This is a genomic window from Janthinobacterium sp. SUN100, from assembly GCF_030397705.1.
Classification (GTDB): Bacteria; Pseudomonadota; Gammaproteobacteria; order Burkholderiales; family Burkholderiaceae_D; genus Janthinobacterium; species Janthinobacterium kumbetense.
Genome location: NZ_JAPUBU010000007.1, coordinates 177,897 through 199,343, shown reverse-complemented (window position 1 = coordinate 199,343; position 21,447 = coordinate 177,897). Strand labels below are relative to the sequence as shown.

The window sequence follows — 21,447 nt, the reverse complement described above, 5'->3', positions numbered from 1 at the left end:
ATGCTCCTAGGCCATGATCTGTTCAAGTTGTTCGATGCACGGCCCCATCGGCGCCTCTTCCTTGGTGCCCTGGCACAGGAAGGCTTCGATGGGCGCGTGCAGCTGGACGGCGCGGTCGGTGATCGGGTCCGCGCCGGGCACGTAGGCGCCCAGCGGGATCAGGTCGCGCACGCGCGCATGGCGCGCCATCGACGCTTTCAGCGCGCGCGCCGCCTGCATGTGGGTGGGCGTGATCACCTGCGCCATGCAGCGGCTGATCGAGGCGGCGATGTCGATGGCGGGGTAGTGGCCCCGCTCGGCCAGTTCGCGCGTGAGCACGATGTGGCCGTCGAGAATCGCGCGCGCCGTGTCGACCACGGGGTCCTGCTGGTCGTCGCCTTCGGCCAGCACCGTGTAGATGGCGCTCATGCTGCCGTCCGGGTGGGCGCCATTGCCGGCGCTTTCCACCAGTTGCGGCAAGTTCGAAAACACGGACGGCGGATAGCCGCGCGTGGCCGGCGGCTCGCCCAGGGCCAGCGCCACTTCGCGCAAGGCCATCGCATAGCGCGTCAGCGAGTCGACCAGCAGCAGCACGTGCTTGCCCTGGTCGCGGTAGTGGGCGGCGATCGAATGGCACAGTTCGGTGGCCATGATGCGCATCAACGGCGATTCATCGGCCGGGGCGATCACCAGCACGGCTTTTTTCAAGCCTTCGGCGCCGAGCGACTTTTCGACGAATTCGCGCACTTCGCGGCCCCGTTCGCCGATCAGGCCGACGACGACGACATCGGCCACCGTCTGGCGCGTGATCAGGCCCAGCAGCACGCTCTTGCCGACGCCGGAACCGGCCATCAGGCCCACGCGCTGGCCCTTGCCCAGGGTTAGCATGCTGTTGATGGCCCGCACGCCCACGTCCAGCGGTTCGACCACCGGTTGTTTCTTCAGGGGATTAATTTTTGGCGGCGTGACTTCCAGGATGTGTTCGCCACCGAGGCGGCCCAGGTCGTCGATCGGCTCGCCCAGGCCATTGACCATGCGGCCCAGCCACGACGGGCCGATCTGCAGGCTGGCCTTGTCGGGCAAGGGCAGAACCCTGGCGCCGGTGGTCAGTCCTGTCGCCTTCTTGAACGGCATCAGGTAGGACAGTTTTTCGCGAAAGCCGACGACTTGCGCATCGAGCCACTCGCCGCTCACAGTTTCAATTTGACAACGCTGGCCCGTGTGCAGGCGGCAGCCGGCGCTTTCCAGCAGCAGGCCGGACGCGCCGACCAGGCGGCCGGTGGGTGTCGCGACCGGGATATCGCCGATCTCGAAACTGCGCAGCGTGTCGGCGATCATGCAGGCGCGCCCTGGTCTGCGTGTTCGGCGGCCAGCGCCAGGTGGCTGCTGACTTGTTCCATGCAGGCCGACAGGCGCTGATGGCAGCCCGCGTCGACTTCATTGTCGCCCGCCTTGATGCGGCATTCGCCCGCGTCCAGGCGCGCGTCGGCGATCAGGTTCCAGCGCTTGGCGCGCTTCGGATCGAGTTCGCTGATGCGTTTGAGTTCTTCCGGATTGAGGAAGACGTCGATTTCTTCGCGCGTGGGCGGCATCGAGGCCAGGGTCTCGTCGACCAGGGCCAGCAATTGCACCGGCTGCAGCGCCAGTTCCGCGCGGATCACCTGGCGCGCCACCTTGGCCACCAGGTCGACCACTTCCTTGCGCTGCGCTTCGCGGTAGTCGGCGCGCACTTTTTTCAGGTCGCGCAGGATGGCGTCGACGGGGCGCGCCAGGCGGTCCAGCGCCACCAGGGTTTCGTTGCGGCCTTCTTCGCGGCCCTGCGCCATGCCGTCGTTGCGTCCGGTGTCGTAGCCGTCCTGCTGGCCTTGCACCAGGCCCACTTCGTAGCCGTCGCGCTGGCCCTGCTCGAAGCCTTCCGAGACGGACGCCTGCCACTGGCCGTCCGTGTCCTCGTTGGAGGCACGCTGACCGGCGGCGATGAATTGCGACAGGGGCGGGAAACGATACGAGCGGAAGTGTTTCATTCGATCACCGCTTCAGCAAACAGTTGCACTTCGATCTCGCCCGCATCGGCGAGGCCCTTGACGGTGGCCATGATTTCCTGGCGCGTTTGTTCGATACGGCTCAAAGGCACGGGGCCGGAACGGCGCATCATGTCTTCGAAGCTCTGTGCCTGGCGGCGCGGCATGGTTTTCAGCACGGCGTCGCGGATCGACGGTTCCGCGCCCTTGAGGGCGATGGCCCACTGTTCCATCGGCACGTCTTCCAGGATGCGCGTGAGCGTGACATCGCTCTGCGTGGCCAGGATCAGGAAGTCGTACATGCTCAGTTCGATTTCCGACACCACTTCCGGGTCGTGCGCGCGCAGCAGTTCGACCAGCGCGGCGCGGTTGCCGGGCATGCGGTTGAGAATCTCGGCCGCCTGGCGGATGCCTTCCACGCTGGTGCTTTGCGTGTCGAGCGTGCCCAGGCAGCGGCCCACCAGTTCGTCGAGCTCGACCAGCAGGTCGCGGTCGATCTCGTCCAGGCGCGCCAGGTTCAGCAAGACCAGGTCGCGGCCTTCGACGGGCAGGGCGTCGAGGATCTGGCCGGCCAGCGCGGGCGGCAGGAAGGCCAGGAACACGGCTTGCATCTGCACGTGTTCATTGACGATGTATTCGGCCAGCCATTTTGGCGAAGCCCACTGCAGGCGCGCCATCTTGGGGCGGATCGCATCGCCGTAAATGTTGTTCAGCACGCTATTTGCGATATCGCTGCCCAGCGCCATGTCCAGCGAACGCTTCAGGTAGCTGCGCGAGGCGCCGTGCACGCCGCTTTGCTGGCGGTAGTCGTCGAAGAAGGTCTGCATCGCCGTTTTCACGGACTCGACCTTGATGCCGCTCATGCGCGACATCACTTGCGTGACTTCCAGCAATTCTTCGCGCGACAGGCAGCGCAGCACGTTGGCCGCCTGTTCTTCGCCTATGCTCAGCAGCACGATGGCAGCCTGTTCCACGGGGTTCAGGCTGGCGCTTTCGTATTCGGCGCCGTCGGAGGGATTATTGTTGTTGAGTTCGGCCATTTTTCTGCATCCATTGTTTGACGACTTCGGCGACACGCTCGGGTTCTTTTTCAGCCAGCACTTTCAGGTGGTCGACCATCACGTCGACCGCCGAGCCAGGTGGCGGCAAGTCATAGTTTTCCAGCAGCGGCACGACCGGCATGCTGCCGCCGGCGGCTTCGCCTTCGAGCGCCAGCGGTGTGCCATTCACGCCCAGGGCTGGCGCGCCGGCAACGGCCGCGCCGTTGGCGCCGGCGGCGGCGCTGCCACCCAGCGCCAGGGCAGGGTCGAGCTGTTTCAGTGCTGGCGGCGCCAGGCGCGTGGTCAGCAGGCGCAGCAGCGGACGCAGGATCAGGAAGTAGCCGAGGATGGCGCCCAGTGCGTACAGCAGCCAGCTGCTGAAATCGACGACGGTATCGCGCTCTTCCCACCACTGCGCCACGGGCGGCTTGGCGGGGAAGGCCAGCGCCGTCAGGCTCAGGCTGTCGCCGCGCTGGGCGTTGATGCCCAGGCCGCTGTTGAGCATTTTTTCAATATTGCCCAGTTCGGCAGGAGTCCAGCCCGTTTTCGGGTTCGGTGCGGCGGCGCTGTTGAGGACCACGGCGACGCTGAGTTTTTCCAGGCGGCCACGGCTGCGCTTGATCTGCGTGATGCTGCGGTCGTAGGCGTACTGGCGCGTGGTGGCGTTCTTGCGGGCCGTGCCGTCGTCGGACGGCTTCGGCGCGCCGTCGGCGGGTGCGGCGCCGGCGGCGTCGGCCGGTGCCGGCACGGCAGCCGCTGGCGGACGGTTTGACAGACTGCCGGGAATGCCGGCCACGGTGCGGTTGCGTTCCTGCTCTTCGCGCATCGCTTCGCTCGTTACTTTCGGGGCTTCGCCGTATTTTTCCAGCGTTTCGTCCACGCGGTCGTTGTTCACGGCGGCCGTCACGCTGAGCTTGAAGTTGTCTTCGCCGATGACGGGGCCCAGCAAGCCCGTGACGTTGCGGCGGATTTCATCCTGGAAACGTTTCGCGCCTTCATTGCCGGCGGCCGAGGCGTCGAAGCCGTCCGTCAGGTCGACGTGCGAGGACAGCAGGTTGCCGCCCTGGTCGACCAGGCTCACGCGCGTGGGCGCCAGGCTGGCGACGCTGCCGGCCACCATGTTGATGACGGCGGCGATCTGTTCCGGCGCCAGGGTGCGGCCCGGTTTCAGCGCCACGACGATCGAGGCGGACGATTTGTCGCCGTCGCTGGCGACGAACGATGTCGATTTCGCAATCGACAGATGGACGCGCGCCGAAGCGATCGCGTCCATCGTCATGATGCTTTGCGCCAGTTCGCCTTCCAGGCCGCGGCGGAAGCGCACGTCCTGCACGAATTGCGATACGCCCAGCGGGTCATTCTTGTCCATCAGCTCCAGGCCGGCCGGCAGCTGCGCCGTCACGCCTTTCGAGGCGAGCAGCATGCGCACCTTGCCCAGCATGGCGTCGGGCACCAGCACCTGGCCGCTGTCCGGATGCAGGCGGTAGGGGATGTGTTCGGCGTCCAGCGTGGCCATCATGTCCGTCACGGCCACTTTTTCGCGCGCGCCAAACACCGGCTTGTAGTTGGCCTGGTCGCGCCAGGCATACATGGTCACCATGGCGGTGATGCCGATGGCCAGCACGACGATGGGAACCAGGTTTTTCAGCAGGGCGGGCGGGATGGCGGGCTGGGCACCAAGGCGCCAGCGCGCAAATGCGGACTTCATGGGGGTAATCACTTGGGGTAACTTTCGCTGGGAGGCTGGGCGTGGATCAGGACGTGAAGATTACAGAGGCAGTTTGATGAGTTCGTCGACGGCGCCCATGACCTTGTTGCGCACTTGCATCAACATGGAGAAGGACAGGCTCGCTTCCTGGCTGGCCAGCATGGCGCCGACCATGTCGTCGCTCTTGCCGCTGTCGACGTCGCTCATTTTCTGCGCCGCCATGCGGTCATCGCCGTTGACCTTGCCGATGGCGTCTTTCATGCTTTGCGCAAAGGAGAAGCCGGATTGTTCCGGCGCGCCGAACTGGGCGGCGGGCGCGATGCTGGCGCCCAGGGCGTGCGCGTCATTGCTCAGTGCTGCCAGATCGGCCTTGATCAGACCTGCGAGTTCGTTGCTCATCGTGCCCTCTACTTTCAATATGCGGTGACGTATCAATCAGAAATTACTGGTGTTGCCATTCCGGCAGGCATGACATCCCGCGCCATCTTGCCCGGCCCGCTTACAGGGCCCATCAGTTTTATCAGTTGCCACACCATCCGCTCAAGCAGATTCAAACAAACCCGGCAGACCTGCGCCGACGTGATTCACATGGCCATGACAACTAATAATTATCTGATAAAAGTTTCTTCTGGTGGCAATAAGCGGAACTGGAAACTGCCATGAAAACCGGAATCAGGTAAGCGGAATGGCGCACTGCAAATCTATATTTTGTCGCTATAAGCTTACCTCGCGGCAACTATAAAGTAAAGAGAGGATTGCCTCAAGGAATATTGATACATGGCAATATTTAGCTTTTTCATGTATTGTTCAGCACCGTAGTCATCCTGCATGCGATACGATGCGCAATCGTTTGCTTGCAGACCGGTACGCCAGGTCAAGATGATGCTGTATTTAATTTCGGGCGATCCGTATAATTTGTTCTGCCACCGCAATACCGACATGACCACTACATGACAATCCTTACCAAGACAGATCAAACTGTGCGCCATCAAGTCCTCGATTCCTGTCTGCTTGGACGTCCTGTCCATTTGCTGCATGTATTCGGCGCCCAGCTGCGCGACGACCTGGCCGTGGCCCTGCGCCAGCCGATGAGTCGCCGCTACTGGGGGAATTTCCAGATCGATGCCGTGACCTTGTCGCGCGTGGAAAACGAGGACAGCGTGAACCGCTGGCTGAGTTTCTCCACGCCGGCCAGCCAGACGGGCTTTGCCCTCGAACGGCAGATACTCTTGAGCGTGCTGAACTATCGCTATGGTAGTGCCGGCGCCAAGGGCGCGCTGCCCGATCCGGCGCAGGTGCGCGTGACGGCTACGGAAGAGCGCCTCGCTGTGGTGCTTGGACAACAGTTGGTGAACAGTTTGTTCTCCCGCGTCCACAAGAACCTGCAAACCCTGGGCAAAAGCAGCGACATCGACACCAGTGCCGAGGTCGCCGCACAGTCGGGCGTGCATCCGGCACGTGGCAGCTGGATCGTCACGGTGGCGCTCAGCGACGTCGAGGCGGGGCAGAGCGGCCAGTTCTGGTTCTCGCTGGACAAGCGCCTGATGGCCGACGTGCTGCGCGGCTTGCTGCCCGAGCGCGCGCAGGCGAAGAAAGCCTTGCGCGGCAGCGTGCGTCCGCTCGCGTCGCGCCTGCAAGTGACCCTGGAAGGCCGGCTCGTCAGCAAACAGGTGCAGCTGGGCGCCTTGTTCGACTTGCGCGTGGGCGACGTGATTCCCGTTAGCCTCAGCCGCACCGACGTCATGCTCGACGACTCCCGTCTCTTTACAGCTGCTGTTTCCGAACACAAGGGCAAGCTCTGTTTAACCTCCTTTGAAGATGTCGAATAATATGAATATGACCGATACCAACCAGAGCGAAACCCTGCTGGAAGACCTGGGCGATGACATGATCATCGACCAGGGCGACGTGTCCGACGTGGCCAGCGGCCGCGCGCGGCGCGACATTCCGCAGATGATGCGCAAGATTCCCGTCACCCTGACCCTGGAAGTGGGTTCGGCCCGCATTTCGCTGGAAGAATTGATGGCCATCGGCCCGGAAAGCGTGATCGAACTCGACATGCTGGCCGGCGAACCGCTGGTGATCAAGGTCAACGGCACGCCGATCGGCCGTGCCGAAGTGGTGGTGGCCGGCGAGAACTATGGCCTGAAAGTCATCGACCTCGACGGCCTCAATCTCGACCTGATGACAGCATGAAGCTGGCGGTACCTGGCTTGAGCCGGCGCCGCGGCGCGCTGGCTGCCGCGCTGGCTGTTCCCGTTCTGATGCTGTGCTGCAACGCCGCTGGCGCGCAGGACCTGCTGTCCGGCGTGGTGCCGGGCGCGAAGACCGACCTGTCGGTGAAGATGCAGATCCTCGTCGTCATGACCCTGCTCGGGCTGCTGCCCGTGATGGTCATGATGATGACCAGCTTTACCCGCTTCGTCATCGTGCTGTCCCTGCTGCGCCAGGCCCTGGGCCTGCAGCAGGGCTTGCCCAACCGCATCGTCACGGGCATCGCGCTGATCCTCACCCTGCTGGTCATGCGCCCCATCGGCGACCAGGTGTGGAAGGAAGCGTTCGTGCCGTACGACCGCGACCAGATCGGCATGCAGGAAGCGCTGAAGATCGCCGAAGTGCCGATTTCGCGCTTCATGCTGGCGCAGACGAGCAAGGCCGCGCTGGCGCAGATCGCGCACCTGGCCGGCGAACCGTCGACCATGCGCCCGCAAGACCACAGTTTCACGGTCAAGCTGGCCGCGTTTGTGTTGTCCGAACTCAAGACGGCGTTCCAGATCGGGTGCATGCTGTTCATACCGTTCCTCATCATCGATCTGGTGGTGGCGTCCGTGCTGATGGCCATGGGCATGATGATGCTCTCGCCGCTGGTGATTTCGCTGCCGTTCAAGCTGCTGCTGTTCGTGCTCGTCGACGGCTGGACCCTGACCGTCAACACGCTTGTTACCAGCATACAGGGCTATTGATCCATGTTTACCCCTGAAGTCGCCGTCGACCTGATCATCGAAGCGCTGCACGTTGTGATGCTGCTGGTGGTGATCCTGGTCGTGCCCGGTTTGCTCATGGGCTTGCTGGTCGCGCTGGTGCAGGCGGCCACCTCGATCAATGAACAGACCATGAGTTTCCTGCCGCGCCTGCTGGTCACCCTGCTGGCCCTGATCCTGGCCGGCCGCTGGATGGCCGGTTACCTGATGGATTATTGCGTGTCCATTTTTCAGCGCGCCGCCACCCTGGTCGGATAGCGCCGCGCGCCATGGATCAGATTTTCAATCAGGTGCTGCCGTTTCTGCTGGCCGTGTGGTGGCCGTTCTGCCGCATCCTGGCCATGCTCAGCGCCTCGCCCGTGATCGGCGACGCCATGGTGCCCGTCCCCGTGCGGGTGCTGCTGTCGCTGGTGCTGGCGATCCTGATGCTGCCCGTGATGCAGGCGTCGGGCATCTCGCAGGACTTGCTGAAGATCGATCCGTTTTCCCTGCACGCCGCCGTCGCCACCCTGGAGCAGGCCATCATCGGCTTCGTCCTCGGCCTGGCCTTCCACTTCGCCATGTCCGTCATGTCGGTGCTCGGTTACCTGGTGTCGAGCCAGGTGGGCTTTTCCATGGCCGTCATGAACGACCCGCTCAATGGCACCTCGTCGGACGTGATCACGGGGATGCTCACCATCATGTGCATGATCGTGTTTTTCGCCATCGACGGCCACCTCGTGCTGACGGGCGTGATCGGCGCCAGTTTCACGGCCTGGCCCGTGGGGCAGGGCTACGGGCCGCTGCTGCTGCAGACGGTGGCGTATAACGTGGCGTGGATTTTCGCCGCCGCCATGCTGCTGGCCTTGCCCATCGTCTTTTCCACCATGGTGGTGCAGCTGGGCTTTGGCTTCCTGAACCGGGTGGCGCCGTCGCTGAACCTGTTTTCGCTGGGTTTTTCCATGATCACCGTGTTCGGCCTGCTGATGCTGGGGCAGATCGTGCGCTTTATCCCCGAGCACTACATCGCCATGACGAATCGCGTGCTGGAAATGATCGCCGAACAGATGCGGGTGGCCCATGGATAGCGCACGTGCCAACAAGCTACTGCGCAGTTCACTTCCGGGCATCTGTTGCTCGCTGTACCTCCGTACAGCTGCGCTACTCAACCCGGCATTGAACTTGCTCGCTACGCTTGCAGGGCTCGTGCGGAAAGGTGTGGTCCATGGCGGATAGCAGCACGGGCGACAAGACAGAAAAGGCGTCACAGCAAAAGCTGAAGAAATCGCGCCAGGAAGGGCAGGTGGTGCGTTCGCGCGACCTGTCGACGGCGCTGGGCATCCTGATCAGCATGAAGGTCTTCATTTACCTGCTGCCAAGCTATCTGCTGAGCTTTCGCGAGCTGTTCGCCATGGCTTTCATGCCGCTCGACAGCAAGGGCGCGCTGGAAAATGCCATGTCGATGGCGTTTACGACGTCGGTGGGCTTGCTGATCAAGATGATCGTGCCGCTGTTTTGCGTGCCCCTGTTCGTTGTGCTCGGCTCCTTGATCCCTGGCGGCTGGGTCATCAGCACGAAGAACTGGATGCCGAAGATGGAGCGCCTGAGCCCGGCCAAGAACCTGGGCCGTCTGTTTGCGCCCAAGCATGCTTTTGAATTCGGCCTGTCCATCGCCAAGGCCGCCGTGCTGGGCATGGTGCTCGTGCATGTGAGCCGCTCCAGCCTGACGCAATATGTGGATTTGCAACACCGGCCCCTGCAGCAGGCCATGCTCGACGGCTCGGCGCTGATGCTCGACGGCTTGATGGCGCTCATTTCCGTCTTTGTCCTGTTTGCCATCATCGACGTGCCGGCGCAGGCGTTCTTCTTTGCCCGCAACCAGCGCATGAGCAAGCAGGATGTCAAGGAAGAACATAAAAGCAGCGAAGGGCGTCCTGAAGTGCGCCAGCGCATCCGCCAGCTGCAGCAGCAGATCGGCCGGCGCAGCGTGCGCAAGACCGTGCCCGACGCCGACGTGGTGATCGTCAATCCCGAGCATTACGCCGTTGCATTGAAGTATGACCAGGACCGCGCCGAGGCGCCGTTTGTCGTTGCCAAGGGCGTCGACGAGATGGCGCTGTATATCCGGCAAGTGGCGAAGGAACACGATATTGAAACGCTGGAGTTGCCGCCGCTGGCGCGCGCCATCTACAACACCAGCCAGGTGCAGCAGCAGATTCCCGTACAGCTGTACCAGGCCGTGTCGCAGGTGCTCAACTACATCCTGCAGCTGAAAGCATTCCGTTCTGGGCAGCGCGCTGCCCAGCCCCCATTTCCCACCGAGGTGGTCGTGCCATCTCATTTGAGCGAGGTAGTACCTTCATGAATTTCCTGAACCGGTTGGTTGCCGAAATGCGCCGCCACAAGTTCGCCACGCCGCTGTTCCTGCTGGTGATCCTGGCAATGATCATCCTGCCGCTGCCGCCGGTGCTGCTCGATATCTTGTTCACTTTCAATATCGTGCTGGCACTGATCGTCATCCTCGTCAGCGTGTCGGCCAAGCGGCCGCTCGATTTCTCCGTCTTCCCGACGGTGATCCTGGCCACCACCATGCTCAGGCTGACACTGAACGTGGCATCGACGCGCGTGGTGCTGCTGCACGGCCACACGGGCGCGGATGCGGCCGGTAAGGTGATCGAGGCGTTTGGTAACGTCGTGATCGGCGGCAACTTCGTCGTCGGTATCGTGGTCTTCGTGATCTTGATGATTATCAACTTCGCCGTCGTCACCAAGGGCGCCGAGCGTATTTCCGAAGTGTCCGCGCGCTTTACCCTCGATGCCTTGCCGGGCAAGCAGATGGCCATCGATGCCGACCTGAACGCCGGCCTGATCAACCAAGAAAAAGCCCAGATCCGCCGCAAGGACGTGGCCGCCGAAGCGGATTTTTACGGCGCCATGGACGGCGCGTCGAAGTTCGTGCGCGGCGACGCCGTTGCCAGTATCCTGATTTTGATCATCAACATGGTGGGCGGCGTGGCCATCGGCTCGCTGATGCACGACCTGTCGTTCGGCGACGCTTTCCGCCAGTACGCACTGCTGACCATCGGCGATGGCCTGGTGGCGCAGATTCCGGCGCTGCTGCTGTCGGCCGCGGCCGCCATCCTGGTCACCCGCATCAGCGATTCGGGCGACTTCGAACAGCAGGTGGCAGGCCAGGTGCTGACGTCGCCGACGGTGATTTACAGCGCGGCCGGCATGATGGTGGCGCTGGCCCTGATTCCAGGCATGCCATGGTTCATGTTCATGACGTTTGCGGCCGTGCTGGCCTTCGTGGCCTGGCGTTTGACGAAGCGCGTGAAGGGGCCCGACGCGGCCGGCATGGCGGCCATCGAGGCAGCCTTGCGCGAGGAGCGCCCGGCCGAGCTGGAGTGGCAGCAACTGCCTGCCGTGCAGCCGATGATGGTGATGCTAGGCTATAAACTGGTCGGCATGGTTGATAAAACGCAAGGCGAACCGTTGAACAAGCGCGTCAAGGGCGTGCGCCAGAGCCTGTCCGAAGCGATGGGCTTGCTGTTGCCGAATATCGGCGTGCGCGACGACCTGGCCCTGAAGCCGTCGCAATACGCGATCGTGCTGTCGGGCACCGTGGTGGCGCAGGCGGAAGTGCAGGCCGACCGCCTGATGGCGATCCCGTCGCCGAACGTGTATGGCCAGCTCGACGGCATCCCCGGCATCGAGCCGGCCTACGGCATGCCCGTCACGTGGATCGAGCCGGGCGAGAAGGCGCATGCGCTGGGTCTCGGCTACCAGGTCATCGAGGCGCCCAGCGTGATCGCCACGCACTTGTCGAAAATGGTGCGCGAATACTTGCCGGAACTGTTCCGCCACGAAGACGTCTCGAACATGATGGAACGCCTGACGGCCCTGTCGCCCAAGCTCGCCGGCGCGCTGGACAAGGCGCTCACGCACACGCAGCTGCTGCGCGTGTTCCGCGTCTTGCTGGCGGAAAATGTGTCACTGAAGGATATCGTGCCCATCGCTACCACCTTGCTCGACAGTTCGGAAACGACCAAGGACCCGATCCTGCTGGCGGCCGAGGTGCGCTGCGCGCTGCGGCGCCAGATCGTCAGCGGCCTGTTCGGCCAGAAGATGGAAATGCAGGCGTTTAACCTGGGCGGCGAACTGGAAAACATGTTGCTCGGTTCGCTGAACCAGGCGCGCCAGGCGGGCAAGGTGACTTTGGATAACTATCCGATCGATCCGCACCTGCTGTCGCAGCTGCAAGTGAACATGCCGGTGGCGCGCGAGCAGATGAAGCAGCAGGCCACGCCGCCGCTGTTGCTGGTGCTGCCGCAGATCCGTCCGCTGCTGGCCCGCTATGCGCGCCTGTTCGCGCCGGGCCTGCATGTGCTGTCGTACAACGAAATCCCGGAAAACCGCGAAGTGAGCATCATCGGCACGGTGGGATAAAACGCTGGCATGAAAAGAAAAACGGCGCTGCGGGCGCCGTTTTTTTATGCTGTATCAATTCTGTTGCGTCAATCCTGCTCGTCGATGGGCGGCAGCAGGTCGTGCTCCTGGCCGTCGGCCAGCAGCAGCACGGTGCGGCCTTGCGCCGTTTCTTCGTCGTCGCCATAGTCGTAACCGAGCGGCGCCGCCACTTCCTTCGAGACGATGATGGTTTCCTCTTCGGCCGCGTCCGCGGGGGCTGCGGGCGCATCGGGATCGGCCGCCGCTTCCGCTTCCGGCTGCGTCAGCAGCAGCGCCACTTCGGCCATGGCGCGGAACAGGGCCAGCGACAGCGAGGCGGCGCCCGCCTGCATCGGGTAATTGCCGTGCACGCGCTGCGCATGCAGCTGGCGGTTCAGGCGGCAGCGCACCACGCGCAGGCCGGCGCGCCGCACGGCATCGGCGATCTCGGGCAGGGCCAGGCGCACATGGCGCAATGCGGCTTCCTCGTCGGCGGCCAGCTCCAGCAGCACGCCGTCGCCGGACGGTTCCATCTGGATCACCACCCGGCCGATGCCGATGATGATCAGTTCCACGCGCAGCGCCACCTTGCCGCGCCGCTTGGGCGTTGCATCGTCTTCCTCGTCGCTGGCCAGCACGCGCAGCAGCAGGCGCTGGCCGCCCCAGCCATACACGGCGAAGCGCCACGCTTCGCTATCGACCGTCAGTGGGGGGCGGGCGCCTTCGCGCAGCAGGGCTGGTTGCTGCTCGGCCATGAACAGGTTGCCCGGCACGTGCTGGCCGCGCGCCTGTTCCTGCAAGGCAGCATATTGCTCGCCATACGTCTTGACCATCACGCGCCACGAGGCGGCCAGCTGCGCGGCGTCGGGCGGCTGCCAGACCAGCTGGCGCGTGAAGAACAGTTGATTGACTTGCATGGCGCTGCTGTCGCGCGGTAGGGCGCCGCCCGTCCCATCGGCATTCGGCTTGATGAGGGACGCCACGCTGTCCTGTCCCTGCTGTTGCAGCTGGGCGGGCAGGGTGCCGGCGTCGGGCGCGGGCGCCATGTAGGGGCCGATGGGCACCAGCGGCTGAACCACGCCCGGCACCATCGGCGTGGCGGGGCTGACGTCGAAACGCTGGGTAATCAGGGGAACCGGGTTGCCCGATGAAATGCGGTCTATCGCCATGCCACTGCTTCCTGCTGGTCCATATTAATCAGATCCGCCATCGCGCCCTGCCGGTAACTATTGTAGTAAAGAAAGAATCAGCTTGCTCATGCTCTGGCTTTGCTTGAGCATGGCCGTGCTGGCCTGCAGCAGCATTTGCGCCGACGTCATGTTGGCGCTTTCCGCCGCATAGTCGACATCCATGATGCGGCCGATGGCCGCCTTGGTATTGGTGACCATGTTGGACAGGTTATTGTAGATGTGCCCGAGCCGGTTCGCCGTGGCGCCCAGCGCCGAGCGAAGGCTGCCGACCTTGTCGACGGCCGCCGCCAGCAGGTCGATCATGCCGTTGGCGCTGCCGTTGCTGGCAAATTCGCTGCCGGCCGTGGCACCTGGCGCGAAATTGGCCGAGATCGTCTGCAGCGCCGTATTGAGCGCGCCCATGTCGCCCGCCACGTTGAATTGCATGGTCTCGCTGCCGGTGGCGCCGATCTGGAACGTCATCGCTTGCGACAAGGTGCCTTGGCCGGCGCTGCCGTTGCCCAGCAATAAAGTGCCGCCATAGCGGGTGTTCGTCATCACGTTGTACAGCTCGGCGCCCAGCGCATCGTATTCGCCCTGCATGGCGTCGCGGTCCTTCTGGTTGGACGAGGCGTCCGCTGCCTGGGTGGCCAGGTCCTTCATGCGCACCAGCATGGCGGTGACTTCGCCAAATGCGCCTTCGGCCGTTTGCAGCAGGGAAGTACTGTTTTGCGTATTGCGCATGGCCACTGCCATGCCGCTGGTCTGGGCGCTCAGCCTGGTGGCGATCTGCAAGCCGGCTGCGTCATCCATGGCCGAATTGATGCGAAAGCCGGTGGAGAGGCGCGTCATCGACGTCGACAGCATTTGCTGTGCCCAGCCCATGGCCCGCTGGGCTGACAGTGCGGCAGTATTGGTATGAATGCTCAGCACGCGGCGGCTCCAGTGGACGATTGTTCGGTGTTCTACCTTGTATAGGCGACTATGCCGGCAACATCGTTAAACGCGATGGCAATTTAGTTCAACATGCTGGAAACGCAGGGTATGGCAGGCGAAAAAAAAGCCAGACCGGAGTCTGGCTTCGATGGAGTGGCCGCGGGCGGCCAGGTCCATATTATTGCAGCAGGGACATGACCATCGAGGACATGCTGTTGCTTTGTTTCAGCATCGCGGTGCCAGCTTGCAGCAGCATTTGCGACGACGTCATGTTCGAGCTTTCGGTAGCGAAGTCGGTGTCCATGATGCGGCCGGTAGCGGCTTTGGTGTTGGTGGCGATGTTCGACAAGTTGGTGTTGACGTGGTCCAGACGGTTAGCCGTCGCGCCCAGTGCCGAACGCACGGTGCTGACGCTGTCGATGGCGGCGGCAAGCTTGCCGATGGTGGCGTTGGCGGTGCTGGTCAGTTCGCTAGCGCCGGTCGATGCGGCTGCGGCGAAGTTTGTGCTCAGGCCGGTCAAGGCTGCGTTCAGCGAGGTCAGGTTGCTGGAAACGTCGAAACTCATTTTCTCTGTCGAGCTGGCGCCGATCTGGAACGTCATCGACGCCGACAGGGTGGCGCCCGAGCCGGCGGTGCCATCGCCCAGCAGCTTGGTGCCGCCGAACGTGGTGTTGGTCATGACGTTGTACAGTTCCTGGCCCAGTGCATTGTATTCAGCTTGCATGGCGGTCTTGTCGTTGGCGGTCGACGAGGCATCGGCTGCCTGGGTGGCCAGGTCTTTCATGCGCACCAGCATGTTGGTCACTTCGGCGAATGCGCCTTCAGCCGTTTGCAGCAGCGAGGTGCTGTTTTGCGTGTTGTTCATCGCAACGGTCATGCCGCTGGTTTGCGCTTTCAGGCGGGTGGCGATTTGCAGGCCGGCAGCGTCGTCCATGGCCGAGTTGATGCGGAAGCCGGTGGACAGGCGCGTCATCGAAGTCGACAGTTTGGACTGGGTATTCGTGATCGAATTTTGTGCCGACAGGGAGGCAGCGTTGGTGTGAAGGCTCAGCATGGTGTCATTCCTAATTGGGTGGTTGCGGTGAGGAGCGACGATTTATCTGCTCCTATCAGTACAAGACGACCGTGCCGCCACCTTAATTAAATGCTTTAAGGAAATTTCTTAAAATAAATCGTATTTGTTGCTTCGCCCGCCTGCTCGGCACGTGCCGCGGTATGCTTGCGCCAGGTGCGCACGAAAAAAAAGCCAGACCGGAGTCTGGCTTCGATGGAATGGCCGCAGGCGGCCAGGTCCATATTATTGCAGCAGGGACATGACCATCGAGGACATGCTGTTGCTTTGTTTCAGCATCGCGGTGCCAGCTTGCAGCAGCATTTGCGACGACGTCATGTTCGAGCTTTCGGTGGCGAAGTCGGTGTCCATGATGCGGCCGGTAGCGGCTTTGGTGTTGGTGGCGATGTTCGACAAGTTGGTGTTGACGTGGTCCAGGCGGTTAGCCGTCGCGCCCAGTGCCGAACGCACGGTGCTGACGCTGTCGATGGCATCAGCCAGCAGGCCGATGGTGGTGTTGGCGGAAGTCGTCAGTTCCGAGGAAGTCGTCGTTCCTGCCGACGAGAAGTTCGTGCTCAAGCCGACCAGTGCCGTATTCAGCGTGCTCAGATTGGCGGAGACGTCAAAGCTCATTTTTTCCGTCGAGCTGGCGCCGATCTGGAACGTCATCGAACCCGACAGCGTGCCATTGCCGGCTGCACCGTTGCCCAGCAGCTTGGTGCCGCCGAACGTGGTGTTGGTCATGACGTTGTACAGTTCCTGGCCCAGTGCATTGTATTCAGCTTGCATGGCGGTCTTGTCGTTGGCGGTCGACGAGGCATCGGCTGCCTGGGTGGCCAAGTCTTTCATGCGCACCAGCATGTTGGTCACTTCGGCGAATGCACCTTCAGCCGTTTGCAGCAACGAGGTGCTGTTTTGCGTGTTGTTCATCGCAACGGTCATGCCGCTGGTTTGCGCTTTCAGGCGGGTGGCGATTTGCAGGCCGGCAGCGTCGTCCATGGCCGAGTTGATGCGGAAGCCGGTGGACAGGCGCGTCATCGAAGTCGACAGTTTGGACTGGGTGTTGGTGATCGAATTTTGTGCCGACAGGGAGGCAGCGTTGGTGTGAAGGCTCAGCATGGTGTCATTCCTAATTGGGTGGTTGCGGTGAGGAGCGACTTTTAGCTGCTCCTACCAGTACAAGACGACCGCGCCGCCACCTTAATTAAATGCTTTGAGGAAAAATTTTGAATTGTTTTCCGGCCTTGCCACAGCAAGGGGGCATGCCCCCCTGTACTGCGGCCTAGTGGCCGGCGGCAAGCAGACAAGCGCGGAAGTGGGCAATTTTCTCTTCGTCGCTGGACAGTATGCCAAAGCGGGGGGTGTCGGCTGCATCTTTGGCGATGCGTTTGCAGATGGCATGATCCTCCTCAAATACCTGGCGGTTCATGCGCGCGCTGGAATCGAAAAAGCCTTGCAGCGCGGCCGCACTGGATGCACTGGCGGCGCCATTGAGCAGGCGGCTGGAAAAGTGCGTGCGCCACGGCTGCGCGGACGGGAAGAAGTGTTGCAGCGAATAGGAATACGAATAGGTCGACGAGAGCATGGTAAATGGAAACAGGTACAGGCTCTGATAGCCTTCGTATTGCTGGTCCAGCTGGAACAGGCGCTTGATGGAGCGCAATTTTTTTGCCATGGACGCGTTGCCCAGTTCCGCCTGCCACACGGAAGTCCACGGCGTAAAGTGGTTGCTACCATCGCCGAGTTGCAATTCAGCCAATGATTCCGGGTGGACGAAAGGCACGTGCAGCGGTTCCAGCGCGTTTTCCAGCGCGATGCGCCAGTCGCACTCGTAGGCATAGGCGTTCACGTCGCTGCGGCCCGCGATGTTGAAGGAAATATCGGCCAGCAGCGCGTAGGTGTCGCCCAGCTGCTCGTCCAGCGTCATGCGTGGGGCGGGCGCGGCGAACAGGAAGTCGGCGCACCAGTCCAGTTGCAGCGTGTGCAGCTTTGCGTTGTCCAGGTCGGCTTGCGCATAGCGTTCGCGGCACGGGATATGCATGGCGCCGGCCCGGTACGACCAGCCGTGGTAGGGGCAGGCCAGCGGCGCGTTGCCGTGCGTTTCCGTGAAAAAGCGCGTGCCGCGGTGCGGGCACAGATTGTCGAAGGCAAGCAGATTGCCCTGGTCGTTATACACGACCACTTCTTCGCCCAGCCATTCCATCTTCAGATAGTCGCCGCTGGACGGCAGTTCGCTGCGATGGCACAGCAGGTGCCAGAAGCCGTCGCGCAGTTGTTGTGCTTGTTGCAAGGAAATCATAAGGTCTTGGCCGGTTGGGCATATACGGTGGCGCCATCGGCGACGCGGCGCATCACCACGGCTCCTGCGCCGACGGTGGCGCGCTCGCCGACGGCGACGCGCGGCAGGACGGAGGCGCCCGAACCCACCATCACGGCCGCACCTAGGCGCACGGCGCCCGTGATGTCGACGTGGGAGCTGAGCGTGCAGCCCTTGCCGAGCACGGCGTCATGGCCGATGCTGGAATAGCTGTTGATGGTGACGAAGTCGCCGACGTCGCTGCCTGCCGATACGAGGGCGAATGGACAGACGACGGCGCCCTGGCCTAGGCGGGCCGTGCGCGCCACGATGGCGCTTGGGTGGACCAGCGTGTGGAAGCGTGCGCCGCGCGCCGCCAGTTCCTCGGCGATGCGCAGCTTGGCTTGCGGCGCGCCGATCGCCAGCAGCAGCGCGTCGCTGGGGGCCGGCTGATAGGCGCTGATGCTGCCGAGCACGGGGTAGGCATAGTCGGCGTCCAGCGCGGGCATGGCCGGCAAGGTGTCGTCCAGCAAACCGGCGATGCGCTCGCTGGCGGGATCGAGACTGTCTTCCAGCCAGCACAGCAGTTCACGGGCAAAGCGGCCGGCGCCGACGACGATGATGTTTTTCATGCGGTTTCCAGTAAGTGATGAGGCGGGTGGGGTGCCGCTTCAGCGTGCCAGGTAGCCGCCGTCGACGGCCCAGGTGGCGCCGCTGACCCAGCGTCCCGCCGGCGACAGCAGGAAGGCCGCCGTCTGCGCGATATCGTCGCTGCTGCCGAAGCCCAGGGGATGGCGCTGCTGGTAGGCTTGCATCGCTTCGTCGGGCAGGCCGCGCGTCAGGCGCGCATGCATTTCAGTGGCGACGGCGCCGGCGGCAATGCTGTTGACGCGCATCGCGCGTGACGCCAGTTCCACGGCCAGCGCGCGCACCAGGCCGTCAATAGCGGCTTTGGCCGCCGAATAGACACTCATGCCGGATTGGCCGCTCTGACCTGCCACCGAGGACATGAACAGCAGCGCCGCGCCATCGCGCATCACGCCGCGCAGCGCGGCCGCGCGGCCCAATGCCAGTGCGGTTTTCACGCTGGACTCGAAGACGTCGTCAAACTGTTGTGATTTCGATAGCTTGACGGGACGCAGCAGTTCCACGCCTGCGGCGTGGAAGAGGCCGGAAAAGGGCCGGTCTGCACTGACCCGTTTCATGAAGTCGACGAGGTGGTCGCCGCCATCGAGCGTCAGCGTTTCAGCCAGGTGGCCGTCGCCGGGCAGCGCCTGCAAGGTTTGCGCCAGGCGCTGCGCATCGCGGCCCGTGATCAGCAACTGGGCGCCACAGCGCGCCAGCAGCAGTGCCGTATCGCGGCCGATGCCGGACGAGGCGCCGGTGACAAGAATGCGCTGGCCAGCGAGCATGTCGGAAGTAAATATCATGGGATCAGATTTCTATCAGGCGGTTGACGCGCAGCGAGCCGAGATGCAGCATGGCGGCCGACCAGGAATAGCCGACGCCGAAGCCGAACATGGCCACGTTCTTGCCGTGCGCCTGCTCTCCAAGGCTGGTGCAGATCAGCAATGGAATCGAGGCGCTCGAGGTATTGCCGTAGCGGTCCATGTTGATGGGCGCCCGCTCGGGCGGCAGCTTGGTTTTCTTGATGATGTGCTTGAGCATGAAGGTATTGGCCTGGTGGAACAGGAAAGCATCGATCTGTTCCGCGTCGCGTCCGGAAAAATGCAGCAGGTCGGCCACCAGCGGCGGGATGTTCTTCAGCGTGAAATTGAAGATTTCGCCGCCATCCATGTACAGCTTGGCCGCATCGCGCTGCGCCAGGCGCGCATCGTCGCCCAGGTAGGGGCGGCAGGCGCTGGCGGCCATCATCAGGTGGCGCTCGCCGCTGCCGTCGCTGCCCAGGATGAAGTGGCTGGCCGCCGCCGCGGGGTCGAATTCCAGCGCGCTGGCCGTGCCCGCGTCGCCAAACAGCAGCGCCGTGGCGCGGTCGCTGTCGTCGACCGTCTTGCTGATGGTGTCGCCCACCAGCAGCAGCACGCGCCCGATGGCCTGGCCGTCGAGCATTTTCGATGCCAGCCACAGGCCGTAGGCGTAGGCGGAGCAACCCAGGTTGACGTCGAACGCCACGCAAGCCTTGTGCAGGCCCAAGCGGCCGTGTAGCGCGCATGCCGTGGCCGGCAGCACATAGTCGGGTGTCTGCGAGATGAAAATCAGCGCATCGACACTGTCGCGTTCCCAGCCCAGGTCTGCCAGCAGGGCTTCCGCCGCCGCCTGGCACAGGTCGGCCGTGGTTTGTCCTTTCGGCGCGCGTCGGCGCGACTGCACGCCGATCATCTTGCTCACGTCGGCCACGCCGGCGGCGCCAAAGCGCTCCTCGAACGCGGCATTATGAATTTCCGTGCGCGGCAAGGCGCAGACGACGCCGCGCAGGGCCAGGTGTGCGGAGGTAAACGGCAAGCCCGAAGCGAGGCGCAGGCTGGACATGTTCAGGCCTTGACGGTGATCAATGCCAGTACGTCGGCCAGGGTGACGCACTGCGCCAGAGCCTGGCCATCGAGCATCTGGTCGAACAGGTCATCGACCAGCGCGATGGTGGAAATGATGGCCAGCGAATCCCAGGCGTAGTCGCCCAGGTTCAGCTGCGGACCGATCTTGTCGGCGTCGATTTCCAGGATGTCGGCCATGCCGTTGAAAAATTCTTGCATAATCATTTCTTTCGGAATAAGTAACTGGTCAGTGAGCAGGGGGGGGAGCCATGGATGGCCTGGCAGCGCTATAGCTGCGCCAAGGTGCCGGCCCACGAATAGCCGACGCCAAAGCCCAGCAGCAGGGCGGTGTCGCCAGGACGGATGCGGCCCGACTGGCGCGCCCGCGCGATGGCAATCGGTATGGTCGAGGAGACGGTGTTGCCGACGGTATCGATTTCAATCACGAATTTGGCTTCTGGAATACGGATCTTGCGGCGCAAGGCGTCGAGCATGAATTTATTTGCCTGATGGAAGATCACGTGGTCGATATCGTCCAGCGTCTTTCCTGCGGCGTCGAGCAACTCCTGCATTGTACGCGGCACCGCGCCCAGTGTGAACTGGACGATCTCGGCGCCGTCCATGAACAGGTCATCCTGGCTGCGCCAGTTGCCCGAGGCATCTTCGCTTTCCACCGCCGTGGCCGCGCTGCGCGGCAGGCGCATGGCGCCGGCCGGGACGATCAGATTCTTCGCGCCGCTGCCGTCCGTGCCCAGCACGAAAGGCCCCAATCCCTGCTGCGCTGCGCCGCCGGACACCAGGCTGGCCGCCGCCGCATCGCCAAATAGCGTGCGCACGCTGCGGTCGCGCGGATTGATAAACTTGGAATACGTATCGGCCGTCAGGATCAGCACCTGCTTGCGGATGCCGGCTTCGATCAGGCCCTTGGCCATCGCCAGCGCATACACGTAGCCAGAGCAGCCGAGGTTGATGTCCAGCGCGCCGCACGAGGTGGGCAGGCGAAGGCGCTGCTGCAGGACGCAGGCGCTGCTGGGCAGCAAATGGTCGGGCGCCTGCGTGCACAGGATCAGGAAGTCGATGCCGTCGCGCTCGATGGCATGTTCGCTGAACAGCTTTTCTGCCGCATGGAAGGCCAGGTCGCTGGCCGTTTCATCGGCCGCGGCGATATGCCGCTCGGCGATGCCGGTCTTGTCGAAAATCTTTTGCGCCGACCATTCACCCAATTCCTGCGCCAGGGCGTCGTTGGTCAAGGTGGCCGGCGGCAGGTGATAGGCGATGGCAGTAAGTTGGGCGTGGTTCTGCATGCGGGGCCTTGGGTCAGGTGTCGGTGGCGTCAGGATGGAAGG

The 21,447-nt window shown here is 63.2% G+C and carries 23 protein-coding genes; 7 read left to right on the top strand and 16 right to left on the bottom strand.

Translation table 11 applies throughout. The features are described 5' to 3' along the window. Positions 1-6 precede the first annotated feature (6 nt). From fliI to O0881_RS27765, 5 genes are read right to left on the bottom strand one after another with little or no spacing between them, the layout of a single operon-like run. Positions 7-1,317 (bottom strand): flagellar protein export ATPase FliI, encoded by a 1,311-nt coding sequence (gene fliI, locus O0881_RS27785; RefSeq protein WP_289898369.1) that lies wholly within the window; start codon positions 1,315-1,317, stop codon positions 7-9. Further along, positions 1,314-2,003: a flagellar assembly protein FliH gene (fliH, locus tag O0881_RS27780; RefSeq protein WP_034787861.1), complete on the bottom strand. Its 690-nt coding sequence runs from the start codon at positions 2,001-2,003 to the stop codon at positions 1,314-1,316. The genes fliI and fliH overlap by 4 nt, the downstream gene beginning before the upstream one ends. Next, positions 2,000-3,040: a flagellar motor switch protein FliG gene (locus O0881_RS27775; protein ID WP_077403172.1), complete on the bottom strand. Its 1,041-nt coding sequence runs from the start codon at positions 3,038-3,040 to the stop codon at positions 2,000-2,002. Before O0881_RS27775 ends, fliH begins: the two co-directional genes overlap by 4 nt. After that, a complete protein-coding gene (gene fliF, locus O0881_RS27770; protein WP_289913893.1) occupies positions 3,018-4,748 on the bottom strand; it encodes a flagellar basal-body MS-ring/collar protein FliF in 1,731 nt (576 codons plus the stop codon). The genes O0881_RS27775 and fliF overlap by 23 nt, the downstream gene beginning before the upstream one ends. Positions 4,749-4,808: 60 nt before the next feature. Further along, a complete protein-coding gene (locus tag O0881_RS27765) occupies positions 4,809-5,147 on the bottom strand; it encodes a flagellar hook-basal body complex protein FliE (protein WP_096235044.1) in 339 nt (112 codons plus the stop codon). Positions 5,148-5,728: 581 nt separating this feature from the next. Between O0881_RS27765 and O0881_RS27760 the strand changes: the two genes are divergently transcribed. The 7 genes from O0881_RS27760 to O0881_RS27730 all read left to right on the top strand — a co-directional run bounded on the left by O0881_RS27760 (position 5,729) and on the right by O0881_RS27730 (position 12,157). Further along, positions 5,729-6,577, top strand: coding sequence for a FliM/FliN family flagellar motor switch protein (locus tag O0881_RS27760; protein WP_354670231.1), 849 nt, complete (start codon positions 5,729-5,731; stop codon positions 6,575-6,577). A 1-nt stretch (position 6,578) separates the two neighbouring features. Beyond that, a complete protein-coding gene (locus O0881_RS27755) occupies positions 6,579-6,944 on the top strand; it encodes a FliM/FliN family flagellar motor switch protein (RefSeq protein WP_077403184.1) in 366 nt (121 codons plus the stop codon). Then, complete coding sequence (fliP, locus tag O0881_RS27750; protein ID WP_251349167.1) at positions 6,941-7,711, top strand: flagellar type III secretion system pore protein FliP; 771 nt, start codon at positions 6,941-6,943, stop codon at positions 7,709-7,711. Before O0881_RS27755 ends, fliP begins: the two co-directional genes overlap by 4 nt. 3 nt (positions 7,712-7,714) lie before the next feature. Next, positions 7,715-7,987: a flagellar biosynthetic protein FliQ gene (locus tag O0881_RS27745; RefSeq protein WP_034757874.1), complete on the top strand. Its 273-nt coding sequence runs from the start codon at positions 7,715-7,717 to the stop codon at positions 7,985-7,987. Positions 7,988-7,998: 11 nt separating this feature from the next. Next, entirely contained in the window at positions 7,999-8,796 is a 798-nt protein-coding gene (locus O0881_RS27740) for a flagellar biosynthetic protein FliR (protein WP_077403190.1), read from the top strand. Between the two features lie 137 nt (positions 8,797-8,933). Beyond that, positions 8,934-10,073, top strand: a complete 1,140-nt coding sequence (locus O0881_RS27735; RefSeq protein WP_077403194.1) for a flagellar type III secretion system protein FlhB — start codon at positions 8,934-8,936, stop codon at positions 10,071-10,073. Next, on the top strand, positions 10,070-12,157 hold the full coding sequence (locus O0881_RS27730) for a flagellar biosynthesis protein FlhA (protein ID WP_289913888.1): 2,088 nt from the start codon (positions 10,070-10,072) through the stop codon (positions 12,155-12,157). Before O0881_RS27735 ends, O0881_RS27730 begins: the two co-directional genes overlap by 4 nt. A gap of 68 nt (positions 12,158-12,225) precedes the next feature. On the opposite strand, the gene O0881_RS27725 is transcribed toward O0881_RS27730, so the two are convergent. The 11 genes from O0881_RS27725 to O0881_RS27675 all read right to left on the bottom strand — a co-directional run bounded on the left by O0881_RS27725 (position 12,226) and on the right by O0881_RS27675 (position 21,405). Continuing rightward, positions 12,226-13,326: a hypothetical protein gene (locus O0881_RS27725; protein WP_289913887.1), complete on the bottom strand. Its 1,101-nt coding sequence runs from the start codon at positions 13,324-13,326 to the stop codon at positions 12,226-12,228. 57 nt (positions 13,327-13,383) lie between these two features. After that, a complete protein-coding gene (locus O0881_RS27720) occupies positions 13,384-14,259 on the bottom strand; it encodes a flagellin (protein WP_289913883.1) in 876 nt (291 codons plus the stop codon). 181 nt (positions 14,260-14,440) lie between these two features. Further along, positions 14,441-15,316: a flagellin gene (locus O0881_RS27715; protein ID WP_289905384.1), complete on the bottom strand. Its 876-nt coding sequence runs from the start codon at positions 15,314-15,316 to the stop codon at positions 14,441-14,443. A gap of 95 nt (positions 15,317-15,411) precedes the next feature. Then, on the bottom strand, positions 15,412-15,558 hold the full coding sequence (locus O0881_RS27710; RefSeq protein WP_289913881.1) for a hypothetical protein: 147 nt from the start codon (positions 15,556-15,558) through the stop codon (positions 15,412-15,414). A 1-nt stretch (position 15,559) separates the two neighbouring features. Then, complete coding sequence (locus O0881_RS27705; protein ID WP_289905383.1) at positions 15,560-16,432, bottom strand: flagellin; 873 nt, start codon at positions 16,430-16,432, stop codon at positions 15,560-15,562. 163 nt (positions 16,433-16,595) lie between these two features. Then, positions 16,596-17,603 carry a Rieske 2Fe-2S domain-containing protein gene (locus O0881_RS27700; RefSeq protein WP_289913879.1) on the bottom strand — a complete coding sequence of 336 codons (1,008 nt, stop codon included), beginning with the start codon at positions 17,601-17,603 and terminating at the stop codon, positions 16,596-16,598. Between the two features lie 5 nt (positions 17,604-17,608). Beyond that, positions 17,609-18,241, bottom strand: coding sequence for an acetyltransferase (locus O0881_RS27695; protein ID WP_289913877.1), 633 nt, complete (start codon positions 18,239-18,241; stop codon positions 17,609-17,611). Between the two features lie 39 nt (positions 18,242-18,280). After that, entirely contained in the window at positions 18,281-19,036 is a 756-nt protein-coding gene (locus tag O0881_RS27690; RefSeq protein WP_289913947.1) for an SDR family oxidoreductase, read from the bottom strand. Positions 19,037-19,043: 7 nt separating this feature from the next. Continuing rightward, entirely contained in the window at positions 19,044-20,099 is a 1,056-nt protein-coding gene (locus O0881_RS27685; RefSeq protein ID WP_289913876.1) for a ketoacyl-ACP synthase III, read from the bottom strand. Positions 20,100-20,101: 2 nt separating this feature from the next. Next, positions 20,102-20,320 (bottom strand): acyl carrier protein, encoded by a 219-nt coding sequence (locus tag O0881_RS27680; protein ID WP_215409569.1) that lies wholly within the window; start codon positions 20,318-20,320, stop codon positions 20,102-20,104. A gap of 68 nt (positions 20,321-20,388) precedes the next feature. Continuing rightward, entirely contained in the window at positions 20,389-21,405 is a 1,017-nt protein-coding gene (locus O0881_RS27675) for a ketoacyl-ACP synthase III (protein ID WP_289905379.1), read from the bottom strand. Positions 21,406-21,447: the final 42 nt, after the last annotated feature.